The organism is Amycolatopsis sp. NPDC034160, assembly GCF_055575355.1.
The window spans coordinates 550,236-571,047 of the sequence record NZ_JBVISU010000001.1 but is presented as its reverse complement, the minus strand read 5'-3'; the positions used below and the strand labels follow the sequence as shown (position 1 = coordinate 571,047).

Annotated in this window: 24 protein-coding genes and 1 tRNA gene; 7 read left to right on the top strand and 18 right to left on the bottom strand. The window is 65.1% G+C overall.

What is annotated here, in order from left to right:
• Positions 1–14: 14 nt before the first annotated feature.
• Positions 15–782 (bottom strand): DUF4097 family beta strand repeat-containing protein, encoded by a 768-nt coding sequence (locus ACZ54P_RS02770; protein WP_465459829.1) that lies wholly within the window; start codon positions 780–782, stop codon positions 15–17.
• A gap of 161 nt (positions 783–943) precedes the next feature.
• Here ACZ54P_RS02770 and ACZ54P_RS02765 point away from each other — a divergent pair, with 161 nt between their 5' ends.
• Positions 944–1,483, top strand: coding sequence for a YbhB/YbcL family Raf kinase inhibitor-like protein (locus ACZ54P_RS02765; RefSeq protein ID WP_465459828.1), 540 nt, complete (start codon positions 944–946; stop codon positions 1,481–1,483).
• 85 nt (positions 1,484–1,568) lie between these two features.
• Here the strand turns inward: ACZ54P_RS02765 and ACZ54P_RS02760 are convergent, their stop codons facing one another.
• From ACZ54P_RS02760 to ACZ54P_RS02750, 3 genes are read right to left on the bottom strand one after another with little or no spacing between them, the layout of a single operon-like run.
• Entirely contained in the window at positions 1,569–2,000 is a 432-nt protein-coding gene (locus ACZ54P_RS02760; protein WP_465459827.1) for a GNAT family N-acetyltransferase, read from the bottom strand.
• Positions 2,001–2,021: 21 nt separating this feature from the next.
• Positions 2,022–2,582, bottom strand: coding sequence for a TetR/AcrR family transcriptional regulator (locus tag ACZ54P_RS02755; RefSeq protein WP_465459826.1), 561 nt, complete (start codon positions 2,580–2,582; stop codon positions 2,022–2,024).
• Positions 2,583–2,909, bottom strand: a complete 327-nt coding sequence (locus ACZ54P_RS02750; protein ID WP_465459825.1) for a DMT family transporter — start codon at positions 2,907–2,909, stop codon at positions 2,583–2,585.
• 151 nt (positions 2,910–3,060) lie between these two features.
• On the opposite strand from ACZ54P_RS02750, the gene ACZ54P_RS02745 reads away from it, so the two are divergent.
• From ACZ54P_RS02745 to ACZ54P_RS02735, 3 genes are all read left to right on the top strand, one after another.
• Entirely contained in the window at positions 3,061–5,355 is a 2,295-nt protein-coding gene (locus ACZ54P_RS02745) for a (Fe-S)-binding protein (protein WP_465459824.1), read from the top strand.
• Between the two features lie 192 nt (positions 5,356–5,547).
• On the top strand, positions 5,548–6,048 hold the full coding sequence (locus ACZ54P_RS02740) for a DUF742 domain-containing protein (protein ID WP_465459823.1): 501 nt from the start codon (positions 5,548–5,550) through the stop codon (positions 6,046–6,048).
• 30 nt (positions 6,049–6,078) lie between these two features.
• Positions 6,079–7,074, top strand: coding sequence for a cation diffusion facilitator family transporter (locus ACZ54P_RS02735; RefSeq protein ID WP_465459822.1), 996 nt, complete (start codon positions 6,079–6,081; stop codon positions 7,072–7,074).
• Here the strand turns inward: ACZ54P_RS02735 and ACZ54P_RS02730 are convergent.
• The 3 genes from ACZ54P_RS02730 to ACZ54P_RS02720 all read right to left on the bottom strand — a co-directional run bounded on the left by ACZ54P_RS02730 (position 7,068) and on the right by ACZ54P_RS02720 (position 9,783).
• Positions 7,068–7,763, bottom strand: a complete 696-nt coding sequence (locus ACZ54P_RS02730; RefSeq protein ID WP_465460222.1) for a CAP domain-containing protein — start codon at positions 7,761–7,763, stop codon at positions 7,068–7,070. The genes ACZ54P_RS02735 and ACZ54P_RS02730 overlap by 7 nt on opposite strands.
• A gap of 219 nt (positions 7,764–7,982) precedes the next feature.
• Positions 7,983–8,564 (bottom strand): dCTP deaminase, encoded by a 582-nt coding sequence (dcd, locus tag ACZ54P_RS02725; RefSeq protein ID WP_125679521.1) that lies wholly within the window; start codon positions 8,562–8,564, stop codon positions 7,983–7,985.
• Between the two features lie 13 nt (positions 8,565–8,577).
• Entirely contained in the window at positions 8,578–9,783 is a 1,206-nt protein-coding gene (locus ACZ54P_RS02720) for an oxygenase MpaB family protein (RefSeq protein ID WP_465459821.1), read from the bottom strand.
• 111 nt (positions 9,784–9,894) lie between these two features.
• On the opposite strand from ACZ54P_RS02720, the gene ACZ54P_RS02715 reads away from it, so the two are divergent.
• Positions 9,895–9,965: transfer RNA gene (locus ACZ54P_RS02715), tRNA-Gly, on the top strand.
• 94 nt (positions 9,966–10,059) lie between these two features.
• Here ACZ54P_RS02715 and ACZ54P_RS02710 read toward each other — a convergent pair.
• The 8 genes from ACZ54P_RS02710 to ACZ54P_RS02675 all read right to left on the bottom strand — a co-directional run bounded on the left by ACZ54P_RS02710 (position 10,060) and on the right by ACZ54P_RS02675 (position 16,605).
• Positions 10,060–11,238 carry a tyrosine-type recombinase/integrase gene (locus ACZ54P_RS02710; protein WP_465459820.1) on the bottom strand — a complete coding sequence of 393 codons (1,179 nt, stop codon included), beginning with the start codon at positions 11,236–11,238 and terminating at the stop codon, positions 10,060–10,062.
• Between the two features lies 1 nt (position 11,239).
• Entirely contained in the window at positions 11,240–11,458 is a 219-nt protein-coding gene (locus ACZ54P_RS02705; protein WP_465459819.1) for an excisionase family DNA-binding protein, read from the bottom strand.
• Positions 11,459–11,474: 16 nt separating this feature from the next.
• Complete coding sequence (locus ACZ54P_RS02700; RefSeq protein WP_465459818.1) at positions 11,475–13,097, bottom strand: replication initiator; 1,623 nt, start codon at positions 13,095–13,097, stop codon at positions 11,475–11,477.
• A complete protein-coding gene (locus ACZ54P_RS02695) occupies positions 13,097–13,483 on the bottom strand; it encodes a hypothetical protein (protein WP_465459817.1) in 387 nt (128 codons plus the stop codon). Before ACZ54P_RS02695 ends, ACZ54P_RS02700 begins: the two co-directional genes overlap by 1 nt.
• Positions 13,480–15,054, bottom strand: a complete 1,575-nt coding sequence (locus tag ACZ54P_RS02690) for an FtsK/SpoIIIE domain-containing protein (RefSeq protein ID WP_465459816.1) — start codon at positions 15,052–15,054, stop codon at positions 13,480–13,482. The genes ACZ54P_RS02695 and ACZ54P_RS02690 overlap by 4 nt, the downstream gene beginning before the upstream one ends.
• 311 nt (positions 15,055–15,365) lie before the next feature.
• Positions 15,366–15,620 (bottom strand): AMED_5909 family protein, encoded by a 255-nt coding sequence (locus tag ACZ54P_RS02685; RefSeq protein WP_465459815.1) that lies wholly within the window; start codon positions 15,618–15,620, stop codon positions 15,366–15,368.
• The gene (locus ACZ54P_RS02680; RefSeq protein WP_465459814.1) at positions 15,598–15,846 is read right to left on the bottom strand and encodes a hypothetical protein; all 249 of its coding nucleotides are present in this window, start codon (positions 15,844–15,846) and stop codon (positions 15,598–15,600) included. Before ACZ54P_RS02680 ends, ACZ54P_RS02685 begins: the two co-directional genes overlap by 23 nt.
• Positions 15,847–16,149: 303 nt before the next feature.
• A complete protein-coding gene (locus ACZ54P_RS02675) occupies positions 16,150–16,605 on the bottom strand; it encodes a hypothetical protein (protein ID WP_465459813.1) in 456 nt (151 codons plus the stop codon).
• Between the two features lie 168 nt (positions 16,606–16,773).
• Between ACZ54P_RS02675 and ACZ54P_RS02670 the strand changes: the two genes are divergently transcribed.
• Both ACZ54P_RS02670 and ACZ54P_RS02665 read left to right on the top strand, forming a co-directional pair.
• Positions 16,774–17,541: a GntR family transcriptional regulator gene (locus tag ACZ54P_RS02670; protein ID WP_465459812.1), complete on the top strand. Its 768-nt coding sequence runs from the start codon at positions 16,774–16,776 to the stop codon at positions 17,539–17,541.
• A gap of 13 nt (positions 17,542–17,554) precedes the next feature.
• The gene (locus ACZ54P_RS02665; RefSeq protein WP_465459811.1) at positions 17,555–18,217 is read left to right on the top strand and encodes a YdcF family protein; all 663 of its coding nucleotides are present in this window, start codon (positions 17,555–17,557) and stop codon (positions 18,215–18,217) included.
• 164 nt (positions 18,218–18,381) lie between these two features.
• Here the strand turns inward: ACZ54P_RS02665 and ACZ54P_RS02660 are convergent, their stop codons facing one another.
• The 3 genes from ACZ54P_RS02660 to ACZ54P_RS02650 all read right to left on the bottom strand — a co-directional run bounded on the left by ACZ54P_RS02660 (position 18,382) and on the right by ACZ54P_RS02650 (position 20,397).
• Positions 18,382–18,915, bottom strand: a complete 534-nt coding sequence (locus ACZ54P_RS02660) for a hypothetical protein (RefSeq protein ID WP_465459810.1) — start codon at positions 18,913–18,915, stop codon at positions 18,382–18,384.
• The gene (locus ACZ54P_RS02655) at positions 18,912–19,751 is read right to left on the bottom strand and encodes a hypothetical protein (RefSeq protein ID WP_465459809.1); all 840 of its coding nucleotides are present in this window, start codon (positions 19,749–19,751) and stop codon (positions 18,912–18,914) included. The genes ACZ54P_RS02660 and ACZ54P_RS02655 overlap by 4 nt, the downstream gene beginning before the upstream one ends.
• Positions 19,752–20,274: 523 nt before the next feature.
• Complete coding sequence (locus ACZ54P_RS02650) at positions 20,275–20,397, bottom strand: hypothetical protein (RefSeq protein WP_465459808.1); 123 nt, start codon at positions 20,395–20,397, stop codon at positions 20,275–20,277.
• Between the last annotated feature and the right edge of the window lie 415 nt (positions 20,398–20,812).

Sequence of the window (20,812 nt, the reverse complement as noted above, 5' to 3'; positions counted from 1 at the left end):
CCCCGATAAGTCCGTCAGGCCGCGTTGACCTTGACGCTTCCGCTGTCGGTAGTGAGATCGAGCTTGTGCGGGGCCGAACCGGACTGGTTCACGCCGATGTCGCGGCTGCCGCTGTCGGTGGTGCCGCTGACGTTGTAGTCGCCCGAGGGCACGGTGACCTCGATCGAACCGCTGTCACTGCGCGCCGTGACGTCGGCGCCCTTGACCAGCCCGAGTTCGATCCGGCCGCTGTCGGCGCGCGCTTCGACGTTGCCGCCGAGCCGTTCCCCCTTGATGGCGCCGGAAGACGCGTGCACGGTGACGGCCTGTCCGATGTTCTTGAGCTCGACGCGACCGGAGTCGGCCTTGACCTTCACCGTGCCCGGCACGTCACTGACCTCGACCCCGCCGGAGTCGACGGTGACATCCACAGTGGACACCCCGGCGATGTCCAGCGAGCCGGAGTCGAGCCTGCCCGAAACCGGGATGCCCGCCGGGACGATCACGTCATAGCGGACCTCGCAGTTGCTGCCGCAACCGGCGAGGACGAGGGTGTCGCCCTCCACGCGGTAGGCGTCGCCCGGCTTGTTCCAGCGGTACTCGAACTCCTGGTGCACCTTCACCGGCCCGCTGCCCGTGCGGATCTTGACCGCGCCTTCGTCGTTGTCGACCCGGACGCTCTTGATCGACTGGGTCAGCTCGGCGGTCGCCTTCGCGTCGGACGGCCACCACCAGCCGAGGCCGGTGAGGACACCGACGCCGATCAAGGCGATGCCTCCGATTGCGAGGAGTGGGCGCGCCATGGTCTTGAGTCCCTCCAGAGCAGGTTTTCGTGTGCCTCGACGCTAAGGGGGCCACGCCGGGAAGGACATAGGGGTTACCCCCGGAATCGTCCCTGATCCCGCACCGGGGTCCTCGGGGTCATAACCTGGCTTGGTCATCGGTTCCACGACCAGGAGGACGCATGCCGCAGGCACCCGATCCGTACGACTTCCTGCCCGATCTGCCTGCCTTCACCTTGAGCAGCAAGGACATCGAGGAAGGCGGCTTCCTGCCGACGCCGCAGCTGTCCGGGATCTTCGGCGCGGGCGGCGAAGACCGTTCCCCGCAGTTGTCCTGGGAAGGCTTCCCGGCGGAGACCAAGAGCTTCGCCGTGACCTGCTACGACCCGGACGCCCCGACGGCGAGCGGATTCTGGCACTGGGCGGTCTTCGACATCCCCGCTTCGGTGACCGCGCTGGCGGCGAACGCGGGCGACGCGGCAGGGTCCGGCCTGCCGGCGGGCGCTGTCACTCTGAAGGGGGACGGCGGCGTGAAGCAGTTCCTCGGAGCCGCCCCGCCGCCCGGGCACGGTCCGCACCGGTACATCTTCGCGGTGCACGCTGTCGACGTCGAGAAGCTGGAAGTCGGCGAAGACGCTACGCCGGCCTTCCTGGGCTTCAACCTCTTCAGCCACGCGATCGCTCGGGCCACCCTGACGGCCCTTCACGAGAACAAGGGCTGAGGCGGCTTTCCCTCAAGTGTCATGGGGGGTCCCCATAGGACGAAATCTGTCCTATGGGGACCCCTCATGACACTCCGGCAACGCGCTAGACCCGTCCACCGGGCCGGGCACGCTCCATGTACTGGGTGTCCGGGGCACCGAAGCCGAACCGCCGGTACATCTCGTGCGCGTCGGCGGTGTGCAGCATCCACCGGAACTCCGCGCCCGGCCCGTTGTCGATCATCTCCCGCACCAGCTCCTTGCCGAGTCCGGCACCGCGCGCGTCCTCGACGACGAAGACGTCCGCGAGGTACGCGCTCCCGATGGTGTCCGAGAAGGCCCTCGCGAAGCCGACCATCCGTCCGGTCGAAGTCTCGTACGCGCCGACGACGCGCCACGCGTTCCGGACGACCTTCTCGATCATCTCCCGATCGCGCCACTTGCCCCAGTAAGCGCTGGTGGAGAGGAACTTCCACACCACGTCGAGGTCCACCCGCGCCGGGTCGTCGTCCAGTTCGTAAGCACCGACAGTCCGCATGATCCGAAATTACCCGGCGGGTCAACGGGGTTTCAGCAGGTAATCCACCACCGGGCGGAGCTCCTCCGCGGACGGCGGCTCGTCGTCGATGAGGCCCTGGATCAGCAGCCCGTCGATCCCGGCGAGGAACACCCGGAACGCGACCTCGTCGTCGTGCCGGACCATCGAGGTCAGCACGTCCAGCCAGCGCCGCGCGGCAGGCCGCAGCTCGGGTTTCCGCGCGGCGAGCAGGTACAGCTCGTACTCCGCCATCGTCCGCCCGCGGCGGGGGCCCAGCGCCTGCGCGAGCAGCCCGGCGACCTCTTCCGCGCCGCGGCTGCCGCGCGAGCGGGCCCTGTCGATCATCCAGTAGACCTCGGTCGCCATGTCCCTCGCGCACGAGATGAGGGTCGCGATCAGCAGGTCGTCGAGGCTGGAGAAGTGGTACGTCGTCGAAGCGGTCGGCACGCCGGCCTCGGTCGCGACCGTCCGATGGGTGACCCCGGCGACGCCGTCCCGCTCGATCACCCGCAGTGCGGCCGCGATGATCTCCTCGCGCCGCTTCTCGCCCCGTGCCTTCCGGCCGTCGATCTGGATCTTCACTTAGTGCGCGCTCCCTGCCTCGATCAACACGACGCCGCCGATCACCAGCACCAGCCCGCTGATCACCGCGAGGTTGACCGGCTCTTTGAAGAAGACGATGCCGACCGCCGCCACCAGGGCGACACCGGCCGCGGCCCAGATCGCGTAGGCGATGCTCACCGGGACACCCGCCTTCAGAACGTACGCGAGCGCTACGAAGGCGATGGCGTATCCGACGACCACGACGATCGACGGGCCCACCTTGCTGAATCCCTCGGAAAGTTTCAACGACACCGTCGCGGATACCTCCGCGGCGATGGCCAAAGCGAGGAGGAAGTACGCACTCATGTCACAAAAACTACCTGGACGATCGTCTTAAAACAAAGAGAGGTGTACACCACATCGGTGGGACTTGGGCGCGGTCAGTGGGTTACCCATCAGTAAGAAGCATTAGTCTGCCTCCACCACCACGCTTCACTCGGACGAAAGGCACCCGACGATGGGCGCTGTACAGCTGACGCTCGGCGGGATCTCGGTCCTGCTCGGCGTCGTCGCCTGGGGAATGTTCTTCGCGACCATCGCCCGCTTCGTGCGGGTGATCCGCCTCGGTCAGCCGGACTCGACCCGCAACGGCCCGATCACGGCGCGGCTGAAGACCTTGATCAAGGAATTCGCCGCGCACACCCGCATGAACAAGATCCGCAGCGTCGGCGCCGCGCACTGGCTGGTCATGTGGGGCTTCCTGCTCGGGTCACTCGCCCTGTTCGAGGCCTACGGCGAAGTCTTCGTCCCCACGTGGGGCTGGCCCATCCTCGACGACTGGTCGCTGTTCCAGCTGCTCATGGAGCTGCTCGGGGTGGGCACCATCGTCGGTGCCTTGGTGCTGATCGGGATCCGCCAGAAGAACCACCCGCGCCGCGCCGACCGGCAGTCCCGCTTCCAGGGCTCCAACTTCAAGTGGGCGTACTTCATCGAGGCCGTCGTGCTCATCGAGGGCATCGGCATCATCGGCGTCCGCGCCGCGAAGTCCGCGATGAACGTCCACGAAACCCCGGTCTGGGCCGCGTTCGTCTCGCATCCGATCGGTGAGCTGCTGCCCGCCAGCCCGAACCTGGTGTCGGTGTTCGCGTTCGTCAAGCTGATGAGCGCCACCATCTGGCTGTTCGTCATCGCGCGCACGATGACGATGGGCATCGCCTGGCACCGCTTCAGCGCCTTCTTCAACATCTACTTCAAGCGCGAGGCCGACGGCGGCGTCGCGCTGGGCGCGCTCAAGCCGATGATGAGCAACGGCAAGGTGCTCGACCTCGAAGAGGCAGACCCGGACGAGGACACCTTCGGCGTCGGCAAGGTCGAGGACTTCAGCTGGAAGGGCTGGCTGGACTTCTCCACCTGTACCGAATGCGGCCGCTGCCAGTCGCAGTGCCCGGCGTGGAACACCGGTAAGCCGCTTTCGCCGAAGCTGCTCATCACCCAGCTTCGTGACCACGCCTACGCGAAGGCGCCGTACCTGCTCGCGGGCGGCAAGCGCGACATGGCCGGTGACGAGGTCGGCTTGTCGGGCGACGACATGTACGCGGGCATCGACGTCCTCGCCATCGCGGAATCCCAGAAGGCCCTCATCGGCGACGACGGCGGCGTCATCGACCCCGACGTGCTGTGGTCCTGCACCTCTTGCGGCGCGTGCGTCGAGCAGTGCCCGGTGGACATCGAGCACGTCGACCACATCGTCGACATGCGCCGCTACCAGGTGATGATCGAGTCCTCGTTCCCCAGCGAGCTCAACGGGATGTTCAAGAACCTGGAGAACAAGGGCAACCCGTGGGGCCAGAACGCCAAGGACCGGCTCGCCTGGACCGAGGACCTGGACTTCGAGGTGCCGGTGTTCGACGGCGACCTCGGCGACACCGAATACCTCTTCTGGGTCGGCTGCGCCGGCGCGTTCGAAGACCGCGCGAAGAAGACCACGCGCGCTGTCGCGGAACTGCTGCACATCGCGGGCGTGAAGTACACCGTGCTCGGCTCCGAGGAGTCCTGCACGGGTGACCCGGCCCGCCGCGCGGGTAACGAGTTCCTGTTCCAGATGCTCGCGCAGCAGAACGTCGAGATCCTGAACTCGGTGTTCGAGGGCCGCGAACGCAAGGCGCGCAAGGTGGTCGTCACCTGTGCCCACTGCTTCAACACGCTCGCGAACGAGTATCCGGAACTGGGCGGCCAGTTCGACGTCGTGCACCACACGCAGCTGCTCAACCGCCTCGTGCGGGAGAAGCACCTGACCCCGGTGGCCCCGGTCGCCGAGGACGTCACCTACCACGACCCCTGCTACCTGGGCCGCCACAACAAGGTCTACGACGCTCCGCGTGAGCTCGTCAGCGCTTCGGGCGCACAGCTGCGGGAGATGCCGCGCCACGGCGACCGTTCGATGTGCTGTGGCGCCGGCGGTGCGCGGATGTGGATGGAAGAGAAGATCGGCAAGCGGATCAACGTCGAACGCGTGGACGAGGCGCTCGGCACCGCGCCGTCGAAGATCGCGACCGGCTGCCCGTTCTGCCGCGTGATGCTCACCGATGGCGTCACCGCGCGTCAGAGCGACGGTCAGGCGAGCGAGAAGGTCGAAGTCGTCGACGTCGCCCAGCTCCTGCTGACCGCGGTCAAGCGGAAGCCGGAGCCGCAACTGGTCCCGGCAGGCGCCCCTTCGCTCGACGGCGTCTCGGATGCCGAACTCGACGGTGAGGCCGACGTGCCCACCGACGAAAAGGCCACCGGTACGCCACTTCCCGAGGAAGACAAGTAGCACGTTCCTGCCAGTGGGGGCATTCTCTCGCACATAATGCGAGAGAATGCCCCTTCGTGTTTTATCTGGACTAGACCATTCTGTTCCCTTACCCGTTCGGCGGTACACGGTGACGATAAGCTGGCGTTTCCTCGTTGCCGTTGTCGTCCGCGAGGTTCCTTTCGGCGGCACAGAAATGGGGCGAGGAAATCAATGGGCAACCGTCACGAACTCCGTCCGGGCAAGGAACATCGGCTCGCGTTGCCGGGCTCGTCGACACCTCGTCCGCCCTCCCGCGCCGCACTCGCCCGAATGGACCAAGAGGCCACCATTCCGAGCATCCCGGCCGCCCGGCGCCCCCAGCGACAGCAGCGGCAACGCACGCGCGTCCGCCCGTACGTCCGCACGGGCGGACGCACACACTCCAAACGGAACTTCGCCATCGAAGCGATGATTTCCGTCCGTGACGACGCGCCATGGAACGCCCCGGGGTTCAGCATCGAATTCCATTCGGTCCGATCACTGTGCCACCGGCCGACTTCGGTCGCGGAAGTAGCCGCGTCACTAAGAGTTCCGCTTGGCGTTGCAAAGGTCCTTTTGGGTGATATGGCCGAACTCGGTTTGGTCACTGTTCATGAAACGCAGGCTGAATTCGACGGCCATCCGGCACTCGCCTTGATGGAACGTGTACTGCAGGGTCTTCGTCGTCTGTGAGATCGGCTCGGTCGCACTACGCTACGCAAGGTGAGTGAAGAATCCGGTGGCGAAAGCACCCTGACCGTAGTGCTGGCTGGCGGGGTCAACCTCGCCATCGCGGTGCTGAAACTGATCGCCGGGATCGTCACCGGCTCCGGCGCGATGCTCTCGGAAGCCGCGCACTCGGTGGCCGACACGATCACCGAGGTCCTCCTGCTGACCGCGCTGAAACGCTCGGACCGGCCCGCCGACCGCGTCCATCCGTTCGGCTACGGCAAAGAGCGGTACTTCTGGTCGCTGCTCGCGGCGGTGTCGATCTTCGCCTCCGGCGCGATGTTCGCGCTTTACGAAGGCTTTTCGACGGTGTTCGGGGAGGGAACCGAGCAGACCGACCCGATCGTCGGCTACGTCGTGCTCGCGATCGCCTTCGTGCTCGAATCGGTCTCGTGGGTCCAAGCCGTGCGGCAGGTGCGGCGCGACGCCGCCCAAGCGAACCAGAAGGTCTCGGTCTACCTGCGGATGATCGACGACCCGGCGCCGAAGACCGTCCTGTTCGAGGACTCGGCCGCACTGATCGGCCTGCTGCTCGCGTTCGCCGGCATCGGCCTGCACCAGCTCACCGGCTCCCACGTCTGGGACGGGGCGGCGTCGATCGCGATCGGGGTCCTGCTGGCACTCGTCGCCTACGTGCTCGGGCGCACCAACCGGGGGCTGCTGATCGGCAGGCAGGCGGATCCGAGGCTGGTGCGCGGACTGCGGGACCACCTGGTGGCCGCACCCGAGATCGAGGCCGTCGTCGACCTGCAGACCATGCTCATGGGCACCGACCAGGTGCTCGTCTGCGCCCGCGTCGACTTCGACGACGCGCTCGGCGCGGCGGACGTCGAACGCGCCTGCGTCCGGCTGGCGACCGAGCTGACGGCGGGGTTCGGCGACGTCACCGAGGTGTTCATCGAACCGGTCCCGCGCACGGATCCCGAGCTGCGCGCGGCGGTACTGGCCCGCTACGGCGACATCGCGCAGCGATGGGACAAGGGTCAGTAGCCGAAGTTCTGCGTCCAGTACATGCCCTTGGTGTTCACGCCGACGCCGATCTTCTTCAGCTTGCAGTTGAGGATGTTCGCGCGGTGGCCGTCGGAATTCATCCACGCGTCCATCACCTTCGCGGCCGTCGACTGGCCCTTGGCGATGTTCTCGGCGCCGGGCTTGTCATAGCCGGCGGCCCGGATGCGCTGGTCGAAGGTGACGCCTTCCGGCGTGGTGTGCGAAAAGTAGTTCCGGGCGGACATGTCGTCGCTGTGGCCCTGAGCCGCGGCGGCAAGGTGCGATTCGTTGCTCACCGGCGAGCAGCCCGCGTCGGCACGCTCGGCGTTGACGAGATCGATGACCTGGGTGGCGAGCGAGCTGTCCTGCGAGCGAGGCGGTTCCGGAGCCTTGCTGGGGGTCGGCTTCGGCGCCTCGGAAGGCTGAGCGGGCGGCTCGGCCGGAGCCGAGGACGAGCCGGGCGGGGCGGCGGAGGAAGACGTGGGGGCTTCCGAAGTCGACGTCGGAGCGGACGTACCGGGCGCGGCTCCGCCTGGCGCCGGAGCGGACGTCTGACCGAAGTAGGCGGGAGGCTTGGCGAGGGCGTCACCGGGTCTGCCCTTGGTGTCGGGCACACTCAACGACAGGTTACTCAGCGCAGTGCCCTGGAACCGATCGGTCACCATCAGGTAACTCGCACTGGCGAGCACCCCGCCCAACAAGAAGCTGAGCGTGACCAAAAGTAACCGGCTTCGTGTTCTATTGGGGGGCACGGGGCCGAAAACTATCACGAACTGGTTACGACAATACCCCCGAAAGTAGTAATACCGGTCAGCGGTCCCGAAGGCGCTCGCCGCCTACGCAGGGTCGGCTGTCGTGAGTGATTTGGGTCGTTAGAACGACCCAAATCACTCACGAGGCCCTGTCGCTTACCGCCAGGTGTCCACGCGGTGGAAGTTCTTGTACGCACGGCTCGGGGTCGGCCCCCGCTGCCCCTGGTAGCGCGAGCCGGCCTCGTTCGAGCCGTACGGGAACTCCGCGGCACTGGACAGGCGGAAGATGCAGAGCTGGCCGATCTTCATCCCCGGCCACAGCGTGATCGGCAGGTTCGCCACATTCGACAGTTCGAGGGTGATGTGGCCCGAGAAGCCCGGGTCGATGAAGCCCGCGGTGGAGTGGGTGAGCAGACCGAGGCGGCCGAGGGAGGACTTGCCTTCCAGGCGCCCGGCGAGGTCGTCGGCGAGCGTGACGGTCTCGTACGTCGAGCCCAACACGAACTCGCCGGGGTGGAGGACGAAGGGGTCTTCGCCCTCCTTCTCGACCAACGACGTCAGCTCGTCCTGCTGGAGCTGCGGGTCGATGTGCGTGTACTTGCTGTTGTCGAACACGCGGAAGTAGCGGTCGAGGCGCACGTCGATGCTCGACGGCTGGACCATCGTCGGGTCGAACGGGTCGACACCGAGACGGCCGGCGTCGAGCTCTTTACGGAGGTCACGGTCGCTGAGGAGCACGCGATCAGCGTAGTCAAGCTGCCTTCATGTGCCTGCCGTAGGTCGGGTCGAGCCGGAACACCTTGGTGACCTGCCGGAGATAATGGCGTCGTCCGGCGGCACCGAGCCGCTCCTGCAGCGCTGTCGCCCCTGGCACCAGCCGCCGGACGGTCTCGGCGGCGAAGTTGACGCCCGCCACCGCGACCACGGCCGCCTGCGCGATCGGATCGTCGGGCAGCTCCAGGAAGTCGGCGTTGGTCTTGCCCAACAGCAGTCTGCTGATCGACCCATGCGCCGCGACCGACACGTGCGACAGGACCTTGCCGACCGCGCCCCGGCCATCACCGATCGCGGCATGGGATTTCATGAGCGCCGCGGCGAGCCGCTTCGAGTCGTCGTCGGGGATGAACTCGGTGGTGGCGAGCAGCCACAGCAAACGCCAGGCGTCGTCCTCGCCCGCGGGCAGGAGTTCCTCGTCGACGCCCATCAGCCAGCCGACGTAGCGCCAAAGATGCAGGATGTCGGCGCGCTCGCGGGCGCTGTAGCGGAGCCCGAGCAGTTGCGTGCCGAAGACGTAGACGAGGGAGAAGAGCAGAAGCGTGCCCGCGGTCTGGACCTGATTGACCGGCTTGTCCCAAGCGGCGTAATCCCAGTCCTCGCGGCGATTCATGGCCGCGCGGACATGCGCGTGCACGATCCGTACCCGCAACGCCGACTCGTACCCGCGCCCACCCGGCACGAGCGCGCCCGGCGTGGTCACGTCGATCCACCACGTCGCCGTCTCGACGAGCCGCCGCGCCGCCTTGTACTCGATCTCGCCGGTGCCGACGAGCGACTTCGTGGCACGCGAGGCGAGGTAGCCGCCCATCAGCGAGACGTCGCCCAGCGGAAAGAGACCGAGCAACCCGGCACGCGTGACCGCCCGCGCTCCGCGGTCCAGCCTGTCCGGATCGACCCAGTACGGCGTCGCCTCGACATTGCGGAAGAAGGCTTCGAGCTCCTTCGGCGGAGCCTCGACGCTGTCGATGCCTTGCCGCAGCGCCTGTGCGAACTGTTTTTGGGCACCTTTTCGCAGCAAGGGCACCAGCACGTCGGCCGCCGGATCCTCCCGCTGCGCGAACCTCCGCAGCCGGGCCACCTGGCGCTCGTCACCCCTGATGTCACCCTCGATGAACAGCCTCGACGCGACCCGGAACCCGCCTTGGCGGAACAGCTCGGGGTCGGGCAGCCTCTCGTCCATCCGGCTCACCTCCGACGTAGACAACAAGTGTTGTCACTTGATGGCGGCGACGTCAAGATGGGGTGGGGCTTGGCAAGGGGAGATCCGGACCATGTATGCTGACCGGGCACTGCGGATGTAGTTCAATGGTAGAACATCAGCTTCCCAAGCTGAATACGCGGGTTCGATTCCCGTCATCCGCTCTCACGCGAAAGCCCCAGGTCAGTGGATGTCCACTTAGGACCTGGGGTTTTCGCTTTGTCTGCTCGTCGGCTCTCGCGTGCCATTAACGTGCCATTAGCCGATCGGGACCGGCTGGCCGTCCTGATCTTCGTCGTCATCCGGAGTCGTGCCCTTGCGGTGGCGGTCGACGAGCTTGGACAGCCGATCCGCGATCTGCGCGTCGGCCTCACTCGTCGCCCGCTGGTAGATGAGCGCCGCCCGCATGTCGTCATGCCCCATCCGCGCCATGAGGTCTTTGGTCGACGTGCCTGCCTTCGACGCCCAGATGTTCCCCGCGTGCCGCAAGTCGTGGAAGTGCAGCCCCTTCAAGCCCATCTTCTCCACGACCTCGACCCACTTCGTCCGCTGACTGAAATTCGGCCGACGTACCGCGTTCCCACCTCGCTCACCGGTGAAGAGGAGCGCGTCTTGCTCGGGCTTGACCCAGGTCTCCAAGTGCCGCAGGAGGTCAGGCCGGACCGCCGCCGGAATGATCAGCGTCCGGACACCCGCCTTCGACTTGGGCGGCCCGACTATGAGCCCGCGCCCGGGAACCTCGACCATCGCGCGCGACACCCGAACCCAGCCTGCATCTTCGGCGACGTCGCACCGACGCAGTGCGGTCACCTCACCCCACCGCAGCGACCCGAACGCGGCGAGGAGCACCAGGGCGCGGAAGCGCTCCGGCATCCGGCTGGCCAGGTCGAACACTTGGGCCACGGTGATCACCGGGCGTTCGTCCGGATTCTCGCGATCGGCACCGCGGACTCGGCACGGGTTACGAGGCAAGATTTTGTCCTCATCCACCGCCGTGTTCAGGATCGCCCGCAGCAGCCGGTACGCCTTGGCCGTCACCGACTCCGAGATACCAGACGCCAGACGGTCCGCGCGCCAGTGACGGATGACCGCCGTCGACAGCTTTCCCAACTCGACTCCGCCGAGGTCCGGCGCAATGTGCTTACGCAGCAACCATTTGTACAGCTCGACCGTTCGCGGACGAAGCCCAGGCCGTTGGGTGATCCACTGGTCCGCGTAGTCGCCGAGCTTGCGCTTTGCTCGCTCTGGGTCGATCCATTCGCCTTGTGTGACCTGCGTTTCCGTCAACGACAGCCAGCGTTCAGCGGACCGCTTCGTGTCGAAGGTGTCCGGTGCTGGTCGCATGACTCCGTCAGGGCCGGGATAGCGAGCCTGCCACCGCTTGGACGGAAGTTGCCGAACGGTCCCGAAACCACGATGCCCACGCTTGTTCGCCATCTCAAGCCGCCCTTCCCAGGTCACGGCGGACAGATGCGCGCGTGATCGGCTCTACCCGTCCTGCCTGCATGAAGCTCTCCAGATCTGCGAGAGCGAGCCGGACATGAACCCCCGCCTTATGGAAGGCGATCCGACGTTCGGCGATCAGTCGACGTACGAAGCGAACGCCGGTGTTGAGGTAGACGGCCGCCTCTTCGACCGTCAGATACTTGGCTTCCATGTGTCTCCCCCAGTTCCTAAGCAGCCACGCTCTGAGTTGCCGAAAGGTCCGGCGGACTCTGCGCGGCGAGCAATGCCTTGTCGTACTCGGCTTTCCAGGTGATCCGTTCCGAGATTGCGTGCATCACCAGGTGGTCCCGAGGTGGCACATTCGCGTCGCCGGAGTCGACTTTGCGCCACACCAGGTGAGCCGGGTCCGGTGCGGGTTTCTCGATCCCGACCGCCGCCAGCGCCCCCAGGACGAATGCTTTCCGGTCGGCCTTATGGTCGACGAGCGTCTTCCCCGACCACTTGCGCGACACCAGCACGCGACGCCCCGGCAGGCCGAGGGTGGTTCGCCGGTGAGCCCGTCCCTTGCAGTGCCCTGGTGTGGTCTTTCCGTTGGCGCCCTTGGGATTGATCCCGTATAGCAGCCAGACCGCGCAACGCGGCGAGCACGGTGTCACCGACAGTTCCGCGTGCAGCCGGTCGTGGTGATCCTTCTGTCGCGCGGTGTCTGCTTCGACCACCTCACCGGTGGATTTGGTGAGGTACTTGGTCAGGTAGCCGATGTGCCGCCCAGCTTCCTCGGAGCCGCCAAGGATGCCCTTGGAGTGCACCTGTCGTCCGAAGGTGACCACGTGCGCCGGGTCTTCCACGGCCTCTACCGCGTCGTCCCAGTCGGTCAGTGGCTCGCGGGTGTCGGGGTCGACGAACACTCTGGCGTCGCCGTTCCACATCGGCATCCGGTCGACGTAGACCACTTCGTCGTGCGGAGGCCACCAGACCTGGTGATACGTGGCTTCGGTGACTTGGCGGATCACGTCGTGCGGGACCGATCCCCGGATCGCCGCGTGCAGGTGCGGGGCCGCGCGTCGTTGGGGTTCGACGGTGGCGAAGTACTGCGCGTCCCAGCCCACGACCCGTCGGAGGTTCTGCCACCACCGGTCCACGAGCGCGGAGAAGTGGACCGCGTCCCGAGCGGCCCGCCGGTAGTCATAGGTCGATGGGTCGACCGGGGCGCCGTCGGGGCGTACGGGGCCGTAGGTGTCGCAGGTGAGCGTGACGAACATCGACGGCCGGAACCGTCCCGCGTACTCCCGCCCGACCGTGGTCTTGGCGACCTTGCGCCGAGGGAGGTTCGGCGCGTCCTGCCGCCGTTTCGTCGAGCGCTTCACCGCCTTCTTCGCGGGCGGGTCGATGGAGGGGAGGCGGCCGCGCATCCCGAGTTGCCGAAGTTCGTCGTCGACGCCCTGGATCTCCTCCCGCAGCTCGTCGGCTTCGGCCTGGTTGGTCTCTTGCCGGTAGGCGGCGACGAGGTCAGCCCGGAATGCCAGCAGCTCCGTCTGAACCTCACTCGGTGGCTCTGCGGTGAAGTCAGGTTCTTCGGCCATGTGCCAGCCCTCACGGCACTGGACCTGCCTGAGCGCCTTGGCCTTGCGAGCGCAGGGCAGGCAGACCGATTCGACGGTCGAGCCACACGGGACGGGGACGTAGCGGAGTTCTCCAGTGTCGGTGTCCCCGACCTCCATCGTGAACGGCCGGACACAGACCCCGTGCTTCTCAGCGGTCGCCTTCACCACATCCGACGCGAGCGGTTCCCGCATCCGAGCGGCCCGAGTTTTGGCCGGCATAGTCACCGCGGCTTCGTCGGTACTCATCAGGCGGCCACCTCCCCAGGCGTGTGCCACTGCCGCAGCACGAACACCGGCATCTCCTGCCGCATCCCCGCAGGCAAGTCCGGGAAGGTCGCTTCGTCGAACTGGACTCCGCCGTAGACCACGACCGGGATGCCACAGGGAGTCCGGCCCTGCACTTCCAGATGCACGCTCCCGCCGTGGGGCACCCGCCAGATCGAGGCGGTCACGTTTTCCAGGGAATCCGCCCAGACGACCAGGCTCCGCGCCACGTCCGTCAGACGGTCGGTATCGAGCTGGACAGACACCGGGTCTGGGCCGAACCCGACCCGCACGGACGCGACCGGCGGGAAAGCGTAGGAGTCGAGGTGATCGCGGATCGCATCGAGGAACACCAGAACGCGGTTCACGCCGCCACCCCCTCAGGACCGCGACGGGTGGCCAGGTCGACGACATGGGCGCCGCCGTTGGTCACGTAGGTCTCCAGCGCCTTGACCGTCTCGTCCGGTACCCAGCCAGCACGGACCCGCAGCGGTTCGCGGATGCCCTCGCCCCAGATGTAGCCGACACCCGCAGCCGACTCCTCGATCCGATTCGCCCACGCCCCGCGCTCATAGGCCCCGTCACCGAGGACCATCCCGACGTGCGTCTTCGACGTGACTCGCAGGCACACCCGACGCGGGAACAGCTCCCGAACTGGAACCGTGTCCTTCGTCGGCTCCTGCACATACCCGCGCACCGTGTACCCGAGCGCCCGGCCCTGGGTGGTCAGGATGGCGACCCGTTCGACGATGGCTTCACGGGTCTTGCGGTCGGTGTACTTGGTCAGCGCGCCGATCTCGTCGAACTCCAGCACCTCCAACGGGCACTCCGTGGAAATCGGCACCTCACGGGTGAGCCCGGCGAACTCGCGCTTGCGGGATTCAAGACCGCCGAGCAAGTCGTCCAGGACCTCGATCGCTTCCTTACCCGCAACCCCGTAACGGGCGAAGATTCCGCGCCCGTAGGCGAGTTCCATCCCCTTCGGGTCGATCCCCGAGACCCGCACAGTCCCAGCCCTGATCGCCGAGGCCGCCGACACGAGCGGAGACCACATCACGGAGTTCTTCCCGGCCCCTGTCGCCCCGGCGACGAGCATGTGCGCGCCCGGACCGGTCAGCGGCAGCCGCCAGTCCTTGCCGTACTCGGTGCGTCCGGCGAACACCCGCCGCAGATCCACGGCGTCGACGGCCGCCAGCCCGGGCAGCTCCGCACAGTCCACCGGAGCTTTGAGGAGGTCCCGGCGCTGGAAGTCGAGCGAGACGACGTTGGGTTCCAGCTCCCGCACCTGGCACCGCGTGACCTTGCGAGCCACGGCCAGCGCGCGGGCGGCGGCGTCGAAGTCCTCCGGCTTCTGACCGGGTACGAGCCGGACCCGGACCTCATCCCACGACGGCCCCGACTTCACCCCCAGCACCTTCGGCACCTGCACGGCAGCACCACCCGAAGTGCGGGAGACCGCCTTCCGGCGACGGCCGACCAGGTTGACGGTCACTTCCACCGGCACGGTGCCATCGGAGATGGAGAGACCGCAGGCGTGCAGCCAGCCCGGCAGTTTCCGGGCGTAGGTGAACCACCGCAGCCACCAAGCCCGCAGGAACCGGCCACAGCACCGGTCGAACGACACCAGGTCAAGCAGCCGCCACACCGTCAGGACCACCGCGACCGAACCCACGGCGACGGCCAGCGAGAGCCAGCCAAGCCACTGCCACCAGACCACCACCGCGATCACTCCGAGACTGGTCCGCCAGTGCGTCACAACCTGCTTGCCCAACCACACCAACAACTTCACCGCCGACCACAGAGCGATGAACACCACCGCAGCCGCCGCGAGAACTTCCGCGATCGTGGCCAAGGCGCGGCCGAGCTTGTGCAGCAGCCACACCACCACACCCAGCACCCCGCCACCGACGAGAAGAAGACCGATCCCGTTCGCGTTCATCGGCGACCACCGCCGCTCAGGTCCAACGGCAGCATTCCCCGACAGAGAGCACATTCCGTCTCACCGGGCAGCAGTTTCGCGAACCGCTTACAGACTGTGCAGCGCGTTCGGGTGACCCCGTCTAGCGGCCGGTTGTTGCCATCGTTTAGCGTTGTCATTGTTCACTTCCCAGTGGTTGTGGACAGCGCAGGACCGGCGAGGTTTCCTAGGCCAGGTACCGGTTCTGCGCCTTACGAGACGAGGGAAGCGCGCGAGGACGTGTTTGTACGCCGCACGTCCCCACGCACGTTTTCCCTACAGCTATTCAGTTCTCAGCTAGCTTCCGACTTGTTCTTCTGGATCTGCGCGGCCACCTCCTCTGCCTTCCGCTCCTCATAACCCACCCAGTAACGGAGTTCGTGGTGGTGGCCTCGGTCCACATCGGACACAGCGCGGTACATGCGGGCGTTGGCCTGATGGAACTTCAGCCAGGTCGTCAGATTCGCCCCTGGCTTCGGACGATGAGCCGAGGCGACCATGTGCGCGTCCGCCAATGTCTGTGGCTCATTCCGGCCGTGCGTCGTCATCACGCACCGCCTTGTGCTTGCCGAGGAACACGGCCAGTTCGTCCGCGCTGTCGCGGATTTGGCGAAGGAGCCGGATGAACTCCGGCCACTCGGCCGGGTCGGACGGCGGCAGGATCGCCAGGCTGTCCGGATCCAGGTAGATCACCAGGGCCGGGTTCGCCGAACCATGGCCCTGCATGCCCGCGACCGCCTGCCGTCCCGGCTTCCACATCGCGTTGAACGCCACGGCCCTGCCCTCCCTCGCTGTAAGCGCGCATCTCCCACGACCGCGCGTTCTCCTCAAACCCCTCAGCCGCAGCCGTCACCGCCGCCAGCACCCACCACGGCAACTGGCCCTGCGTTGCCAGATCCCGCCACGCCGACGCCACCGCGAAGGAAGCGACGGCCATGTCATGCGCCGCCAGGGCGTCCCCGCCATGTGCGGTCCGCTGCGCCATCGCGCTGTAGTGGCGGTACGCCTCTTCCCAGGCTTGGACCAGGTGCGGTGGAACCACGGCCACGCCCTGACTGCCAGGCACCCGGCCCGTCATCACGCCGCCTTGGGCGCGGACTCGGCAGTGTTACGGCCCGACTTGGATGTGCCACCCGATGCGGCAGCCTTGAAACCGGTCGCGCGGAAAACGTAGGACTGGTACTTGAACTCGCCCTGGCCAGCCACCTTCGGCTCAGCCGTCAGGCCCTCCAGCTCGATCGGCCGCATACCCGGCAGCACCTCGGACGTGGTCGGCACCGGCTGCACGTCTGCCAGGAACGTGACGTCGTAAGACGCGCGCTTGGAGTTGGTCTCGCTTGGGTCGGTGACCGTCGCCTTCCACTGACGCTTGCCCGTCACTTCGTCGACCCGCTGACGAACAGGTCGGCCAGCAGACCTGTCCTCCCGCGACTGGTACTCGTTGTCCGGCGCGACCTCCCCGACCATCACCAGCCCCAGCGGGAACGCGGCATCAAAGTCGATCTCGAAACGGTGTCCCTTGGCGATCGCCATGCGTCTGTCTCCTGTCGTCTCTGGAGCCCTACCGGGCTTACACCTTGTTAGAGGTAGTTCTATTAAGCGCTTCGCCGCGCGAGTTGTCAATAGAACTATCTCTATTGGGCTCCGTAGACCATGATGGGGTGATACCGCTAGCGTTATCGACCGACGAAGGAGGACCAGGTGGGCACTGGCTACCGAGAGCTGGCCGCGATCCTGCGAGACGCGATCCAGCGGGGCGACTACGCCCCGGACACCACGCTGCCCAAGCAAGACGAGCTGGCCGACGAGTACGACGTCAACGTCAACACCGTTCGCAAGGCCGTTGGGGTCCTCGAAGCCGAAGGACTGGTCACGCCGATCAGACGACGCGGGACAGTCGTTCGCGCACGCCCGCCCATGAAGCGCCTGGGCAAGGACCGGTACGCGAAGAGCAAGTGGAAGTACGGCGACACCGTCGCCTTCGTCGCCGACCGCGAAGCCTCCGGCCGCGACTGGAAGCCGACCGACCAGACGCAGACCGTCGCCAAGATCGAAGCTGACCGAGAAGTCGCCGACGCCCTCGGTGTCATCGTCGGATCACCGGTCTACGAGCGGGCACGACTGGTCAAGGACGCCGGCCAGCCCACCCACATGCTGACGAGCTACTACCGGCCCGCCGATGTAGAAGGCACCCCTATCGTCAACCCGACGCCCGGCCCCGCCGGACGAGGGGGCGGGTTCCTGGTCCTCACCTTGCAAGGTCTTGAGCCGGACACCATGAGCGAGACCTTCTACGCCAGGATGCCGACGCCCGACGAGGCCGAACAGCTCGAACTCCCCGCAGGCGAACCCGTCATGGTCCTGCAACGCCGCACGTACACCGAAGACGGCCGCGTGGTCGAATTCGCACGAGGTGTACACGCCGCAAGCCGCTTCTCCTGGACCTACACTTTCAAGATCCCCGACTGACCCCGGAGACCCTATGCCCGAGCGCTCGACCACCCTGCCGGACAACCTCCGCGCCGACGTTCAGACGCTCTGGGACTACCACGACATGCACCACGAACTCCGGCCCGCCGACGTGGGGATCGGACTCGGCAGCCACGATCTCGGGGTCGCGACCTTCACCGCGGAACTGTTCCAGGCCGGAATGTTCCCGCTCATCGTCTTCACCGGAGCCAACGCTCCGACGACCGTCGAACGGTTTCCGCGCGGCGAGGCGGTGCACTACCGCGAACATGCGGTTGAGCTGGGCGTACCCGATGACGCCATCCTTGTCGAGCCCGAGGCGCGGAACACCGGAGACAACATCACGCTCACTCGGAAGCTGCTGGAGTCTCGCGGCATCGAGGTCAGGTCAGTCGTACTCATCTCGCGGCCGTACCAGCAGCGACGCGCGTATGCGACATGCAAGAAGCTCTGGCCCGAGGTCGACGTCATCTGTGCGTCCCGGCCGCTCCCGCTGGATGAGTACATCGAGAGCATCGGCGACGTGGACCGCGTCATCAACATGCTGGTCGGTGACACGCAGCGCATCACCGTCTACGCTGAACGCGGTTTCGCCATCCACCAGAAAGTTCCGACCGACGTCACAAACGCGTACGACCGCTTGGTCCAGGAAAGTTTCACAGAACGCCTGCTCTGACAGAAGCGCGTTCAGAATTCCCTTACATGTTCAAGACGGCCCATGCCGGGAACGCGTAACACTGCGGTACGCGAGCGGCCAATCAACGCTTCAATTGCGAGAATTATAAGACTACGAACTCAATCCAGCATCACAACCACTCGATACACTCGGCATCAAGTTAATTACCCATAAGGACTTCTGTTTCTTTCGAGAATAGCAAGCGTCAGACCCGCGCCCCCCACAAGAAGCCCTATTGCAGATCCGGCGGCACAAGCAAGGTCAATTGCAATCAAATTCTCCGGACCGTGATCGTCAGCATCAATGCCAAGCAGTATTGTTGACAGAATAAGAACCGAGAGGAGCAATAAAGCCGAGGAGAGTAGCGCGCCAGCGACGATCACACGAGCACGCCCTAGCTTCTTCTCGGCAACTTTACGCTCTTTATCCGCAACTTTATTTTGAGAGAATGCAGCGAGAATCGTTACTGCTGCGATAGTAAATCCAAGCAGCGAGCCAGAGGAGCTAGCCAACGATGAATAGACTTGTTGTCGCACCGACGACTTTGCGGAGGCAAGGAATACTGGCGCACTAGAGAAAATCGACCAAACAAGAAGAGTAATGAACACTAGAGCAAATACTACTATTGGCACGATCCATAGATTCCTATCAATCCACGGATCGCTCTTACCGCCCCTCCCGTTTACCTGTTCGCTCATTTGAATACAGCTTGCGCTCGGATGGCGCGTTCGATTAATCCTTCAGCATCAAGGGTCACGCGCGCTTTCTCAATTGCCACAAATGTATCTGCCGCGCGCGGAACGGATGGCACTCCGCGCTCAGCCGGGAGAGCCACCTCTACATGGACACGCTCATTTAGCAGATTAACTCTCTCAGCTTTGCCAGTTCGAGAGCTAATGCCTCCAATGATCATGCGGTCAACTTGATCGTGGGCTTGCTCGGCGATCTCAAAAGCTGCGCTTTCGATTTCCGAATCTAGATATTTATTCCGTGATCCGTAGCGCCCCATGCCAATCGCTACCGTGAGAGACGGAGTCCGGCGGCCAGCTATCTCAGGAAGAAGAGTACTGAAGGCTCCAGCCCGATCACTCTGATTCCAGGTATCGGGCTTAAGAAGTGAAATATGGATATTTCGAACTTGCCCACGGATAGAATCCAACTTCTCGAACATGTCCGGGTTATATAGCCCATCAAACAGTAACTTGTCGCTAAATTTCTTTCTAAGAAACAAAGATAGTCGACCCATTCTAGGAACATCTCGATGAAACTCTTGAGCCGCAACACCATCTGCCCATATACAGATGTGACTGACATCGGCAGAGTACTCTCCACTTAGCAGATTTATAGACTCAAGGGGAGAATCTGGACTCCACTTGGCAGGAAGTTTTGTCCCTCCTCGCAGTGAGAGCATTCGAAGATGCACCGGCGAAGAGTCATTTTCAAATTGCAAGGGAAGCACTGCGGTTTTATACTCGCCCGAGTCGAGTATTTCAAAATCTTCTTGCTCGCGAATTCCCGCACATAGCCGTTCCATGGACCTATGAGGCCGAAAGGGATTCTGTTCATCGAATGACGCCCAGCGATAAAAGACAAGCTTTCGATTTAGCAAGATCGATGCCCCTTTCCCTCACCTTCACAACTGGTCTACTTGTTGGAGTCGGGAAGCATCGATATCCCGTTACAACACGTTGCAGTATGGTTTCAAAGCAATATCAGTGTGGAGGTAGCCTGAGATGCAGACTGCCCTGGAGCAGGGGCTCAGCGTCAAAGGAAACCTCAGTGCCGAGATCAACACGGACCTCGACACTCACCTCTGCCGCCCTGAAACATGAGCATCGACCCGACGTTTACCCTCGCCAATGATCACCAGAAGATGACATCCAACAACAGAAAATGATCATTTGTGTTCGTGATCGGCCCTGCCCTAATCTCTAGGTCGCAGGTTCAGCAGCTTCTGAGCGGCCTGCTTCTAGGCGAATTATCCCCGCCTCCAATCGACGTGGCCTGCCGAACTTGGCTCTATAGGATCAAGGGCGCCGCCAGCGGCGGCGCGCACGTCACCACCCGAACGCCGGGCCACCCGATCGCGGCACGGACGGCCTGCCGCTCCGCTCCGGCCGCCGGCCGCCGGGCGGCCCGCCGAAACACAGGTGGCGCAGCGCGCCGTCACTGGCGGCCATATCAGCTCATCGGCCTAGTTACGGCGAGCACCTCACCTGGCAGGGTCGAGTGCTATGGCGCGATCCGACAAACTCATCGCAGACAGCCACGCCGAAGCAGCCCGTCGAGCCATCAAGGCGGGCAAGTCCGGCACCGACCCGGTCAGCTTGGCCACAGCAGAGGCACTGCTCGCGCTCTTCCACCAGCTTCGGCATATGGAGAACAACTCCATCACCCAGAGAGGCGTGGCTGACCTAAGCGACTCCATCGACCGGCTTAGCCGGAAGCTCGGAGACCGATAGTAGTCACCCCGAAGCTGGATCATGACTACGGCCGGTAGCACCGCGTCAAGGCGGGAAAGCGTGCCTTGACCCGGCACCACCGGCCGCGTGCTGGCTTCGTATCGGGGCGACGGGGGAGGTGTGGGTGGGGCAC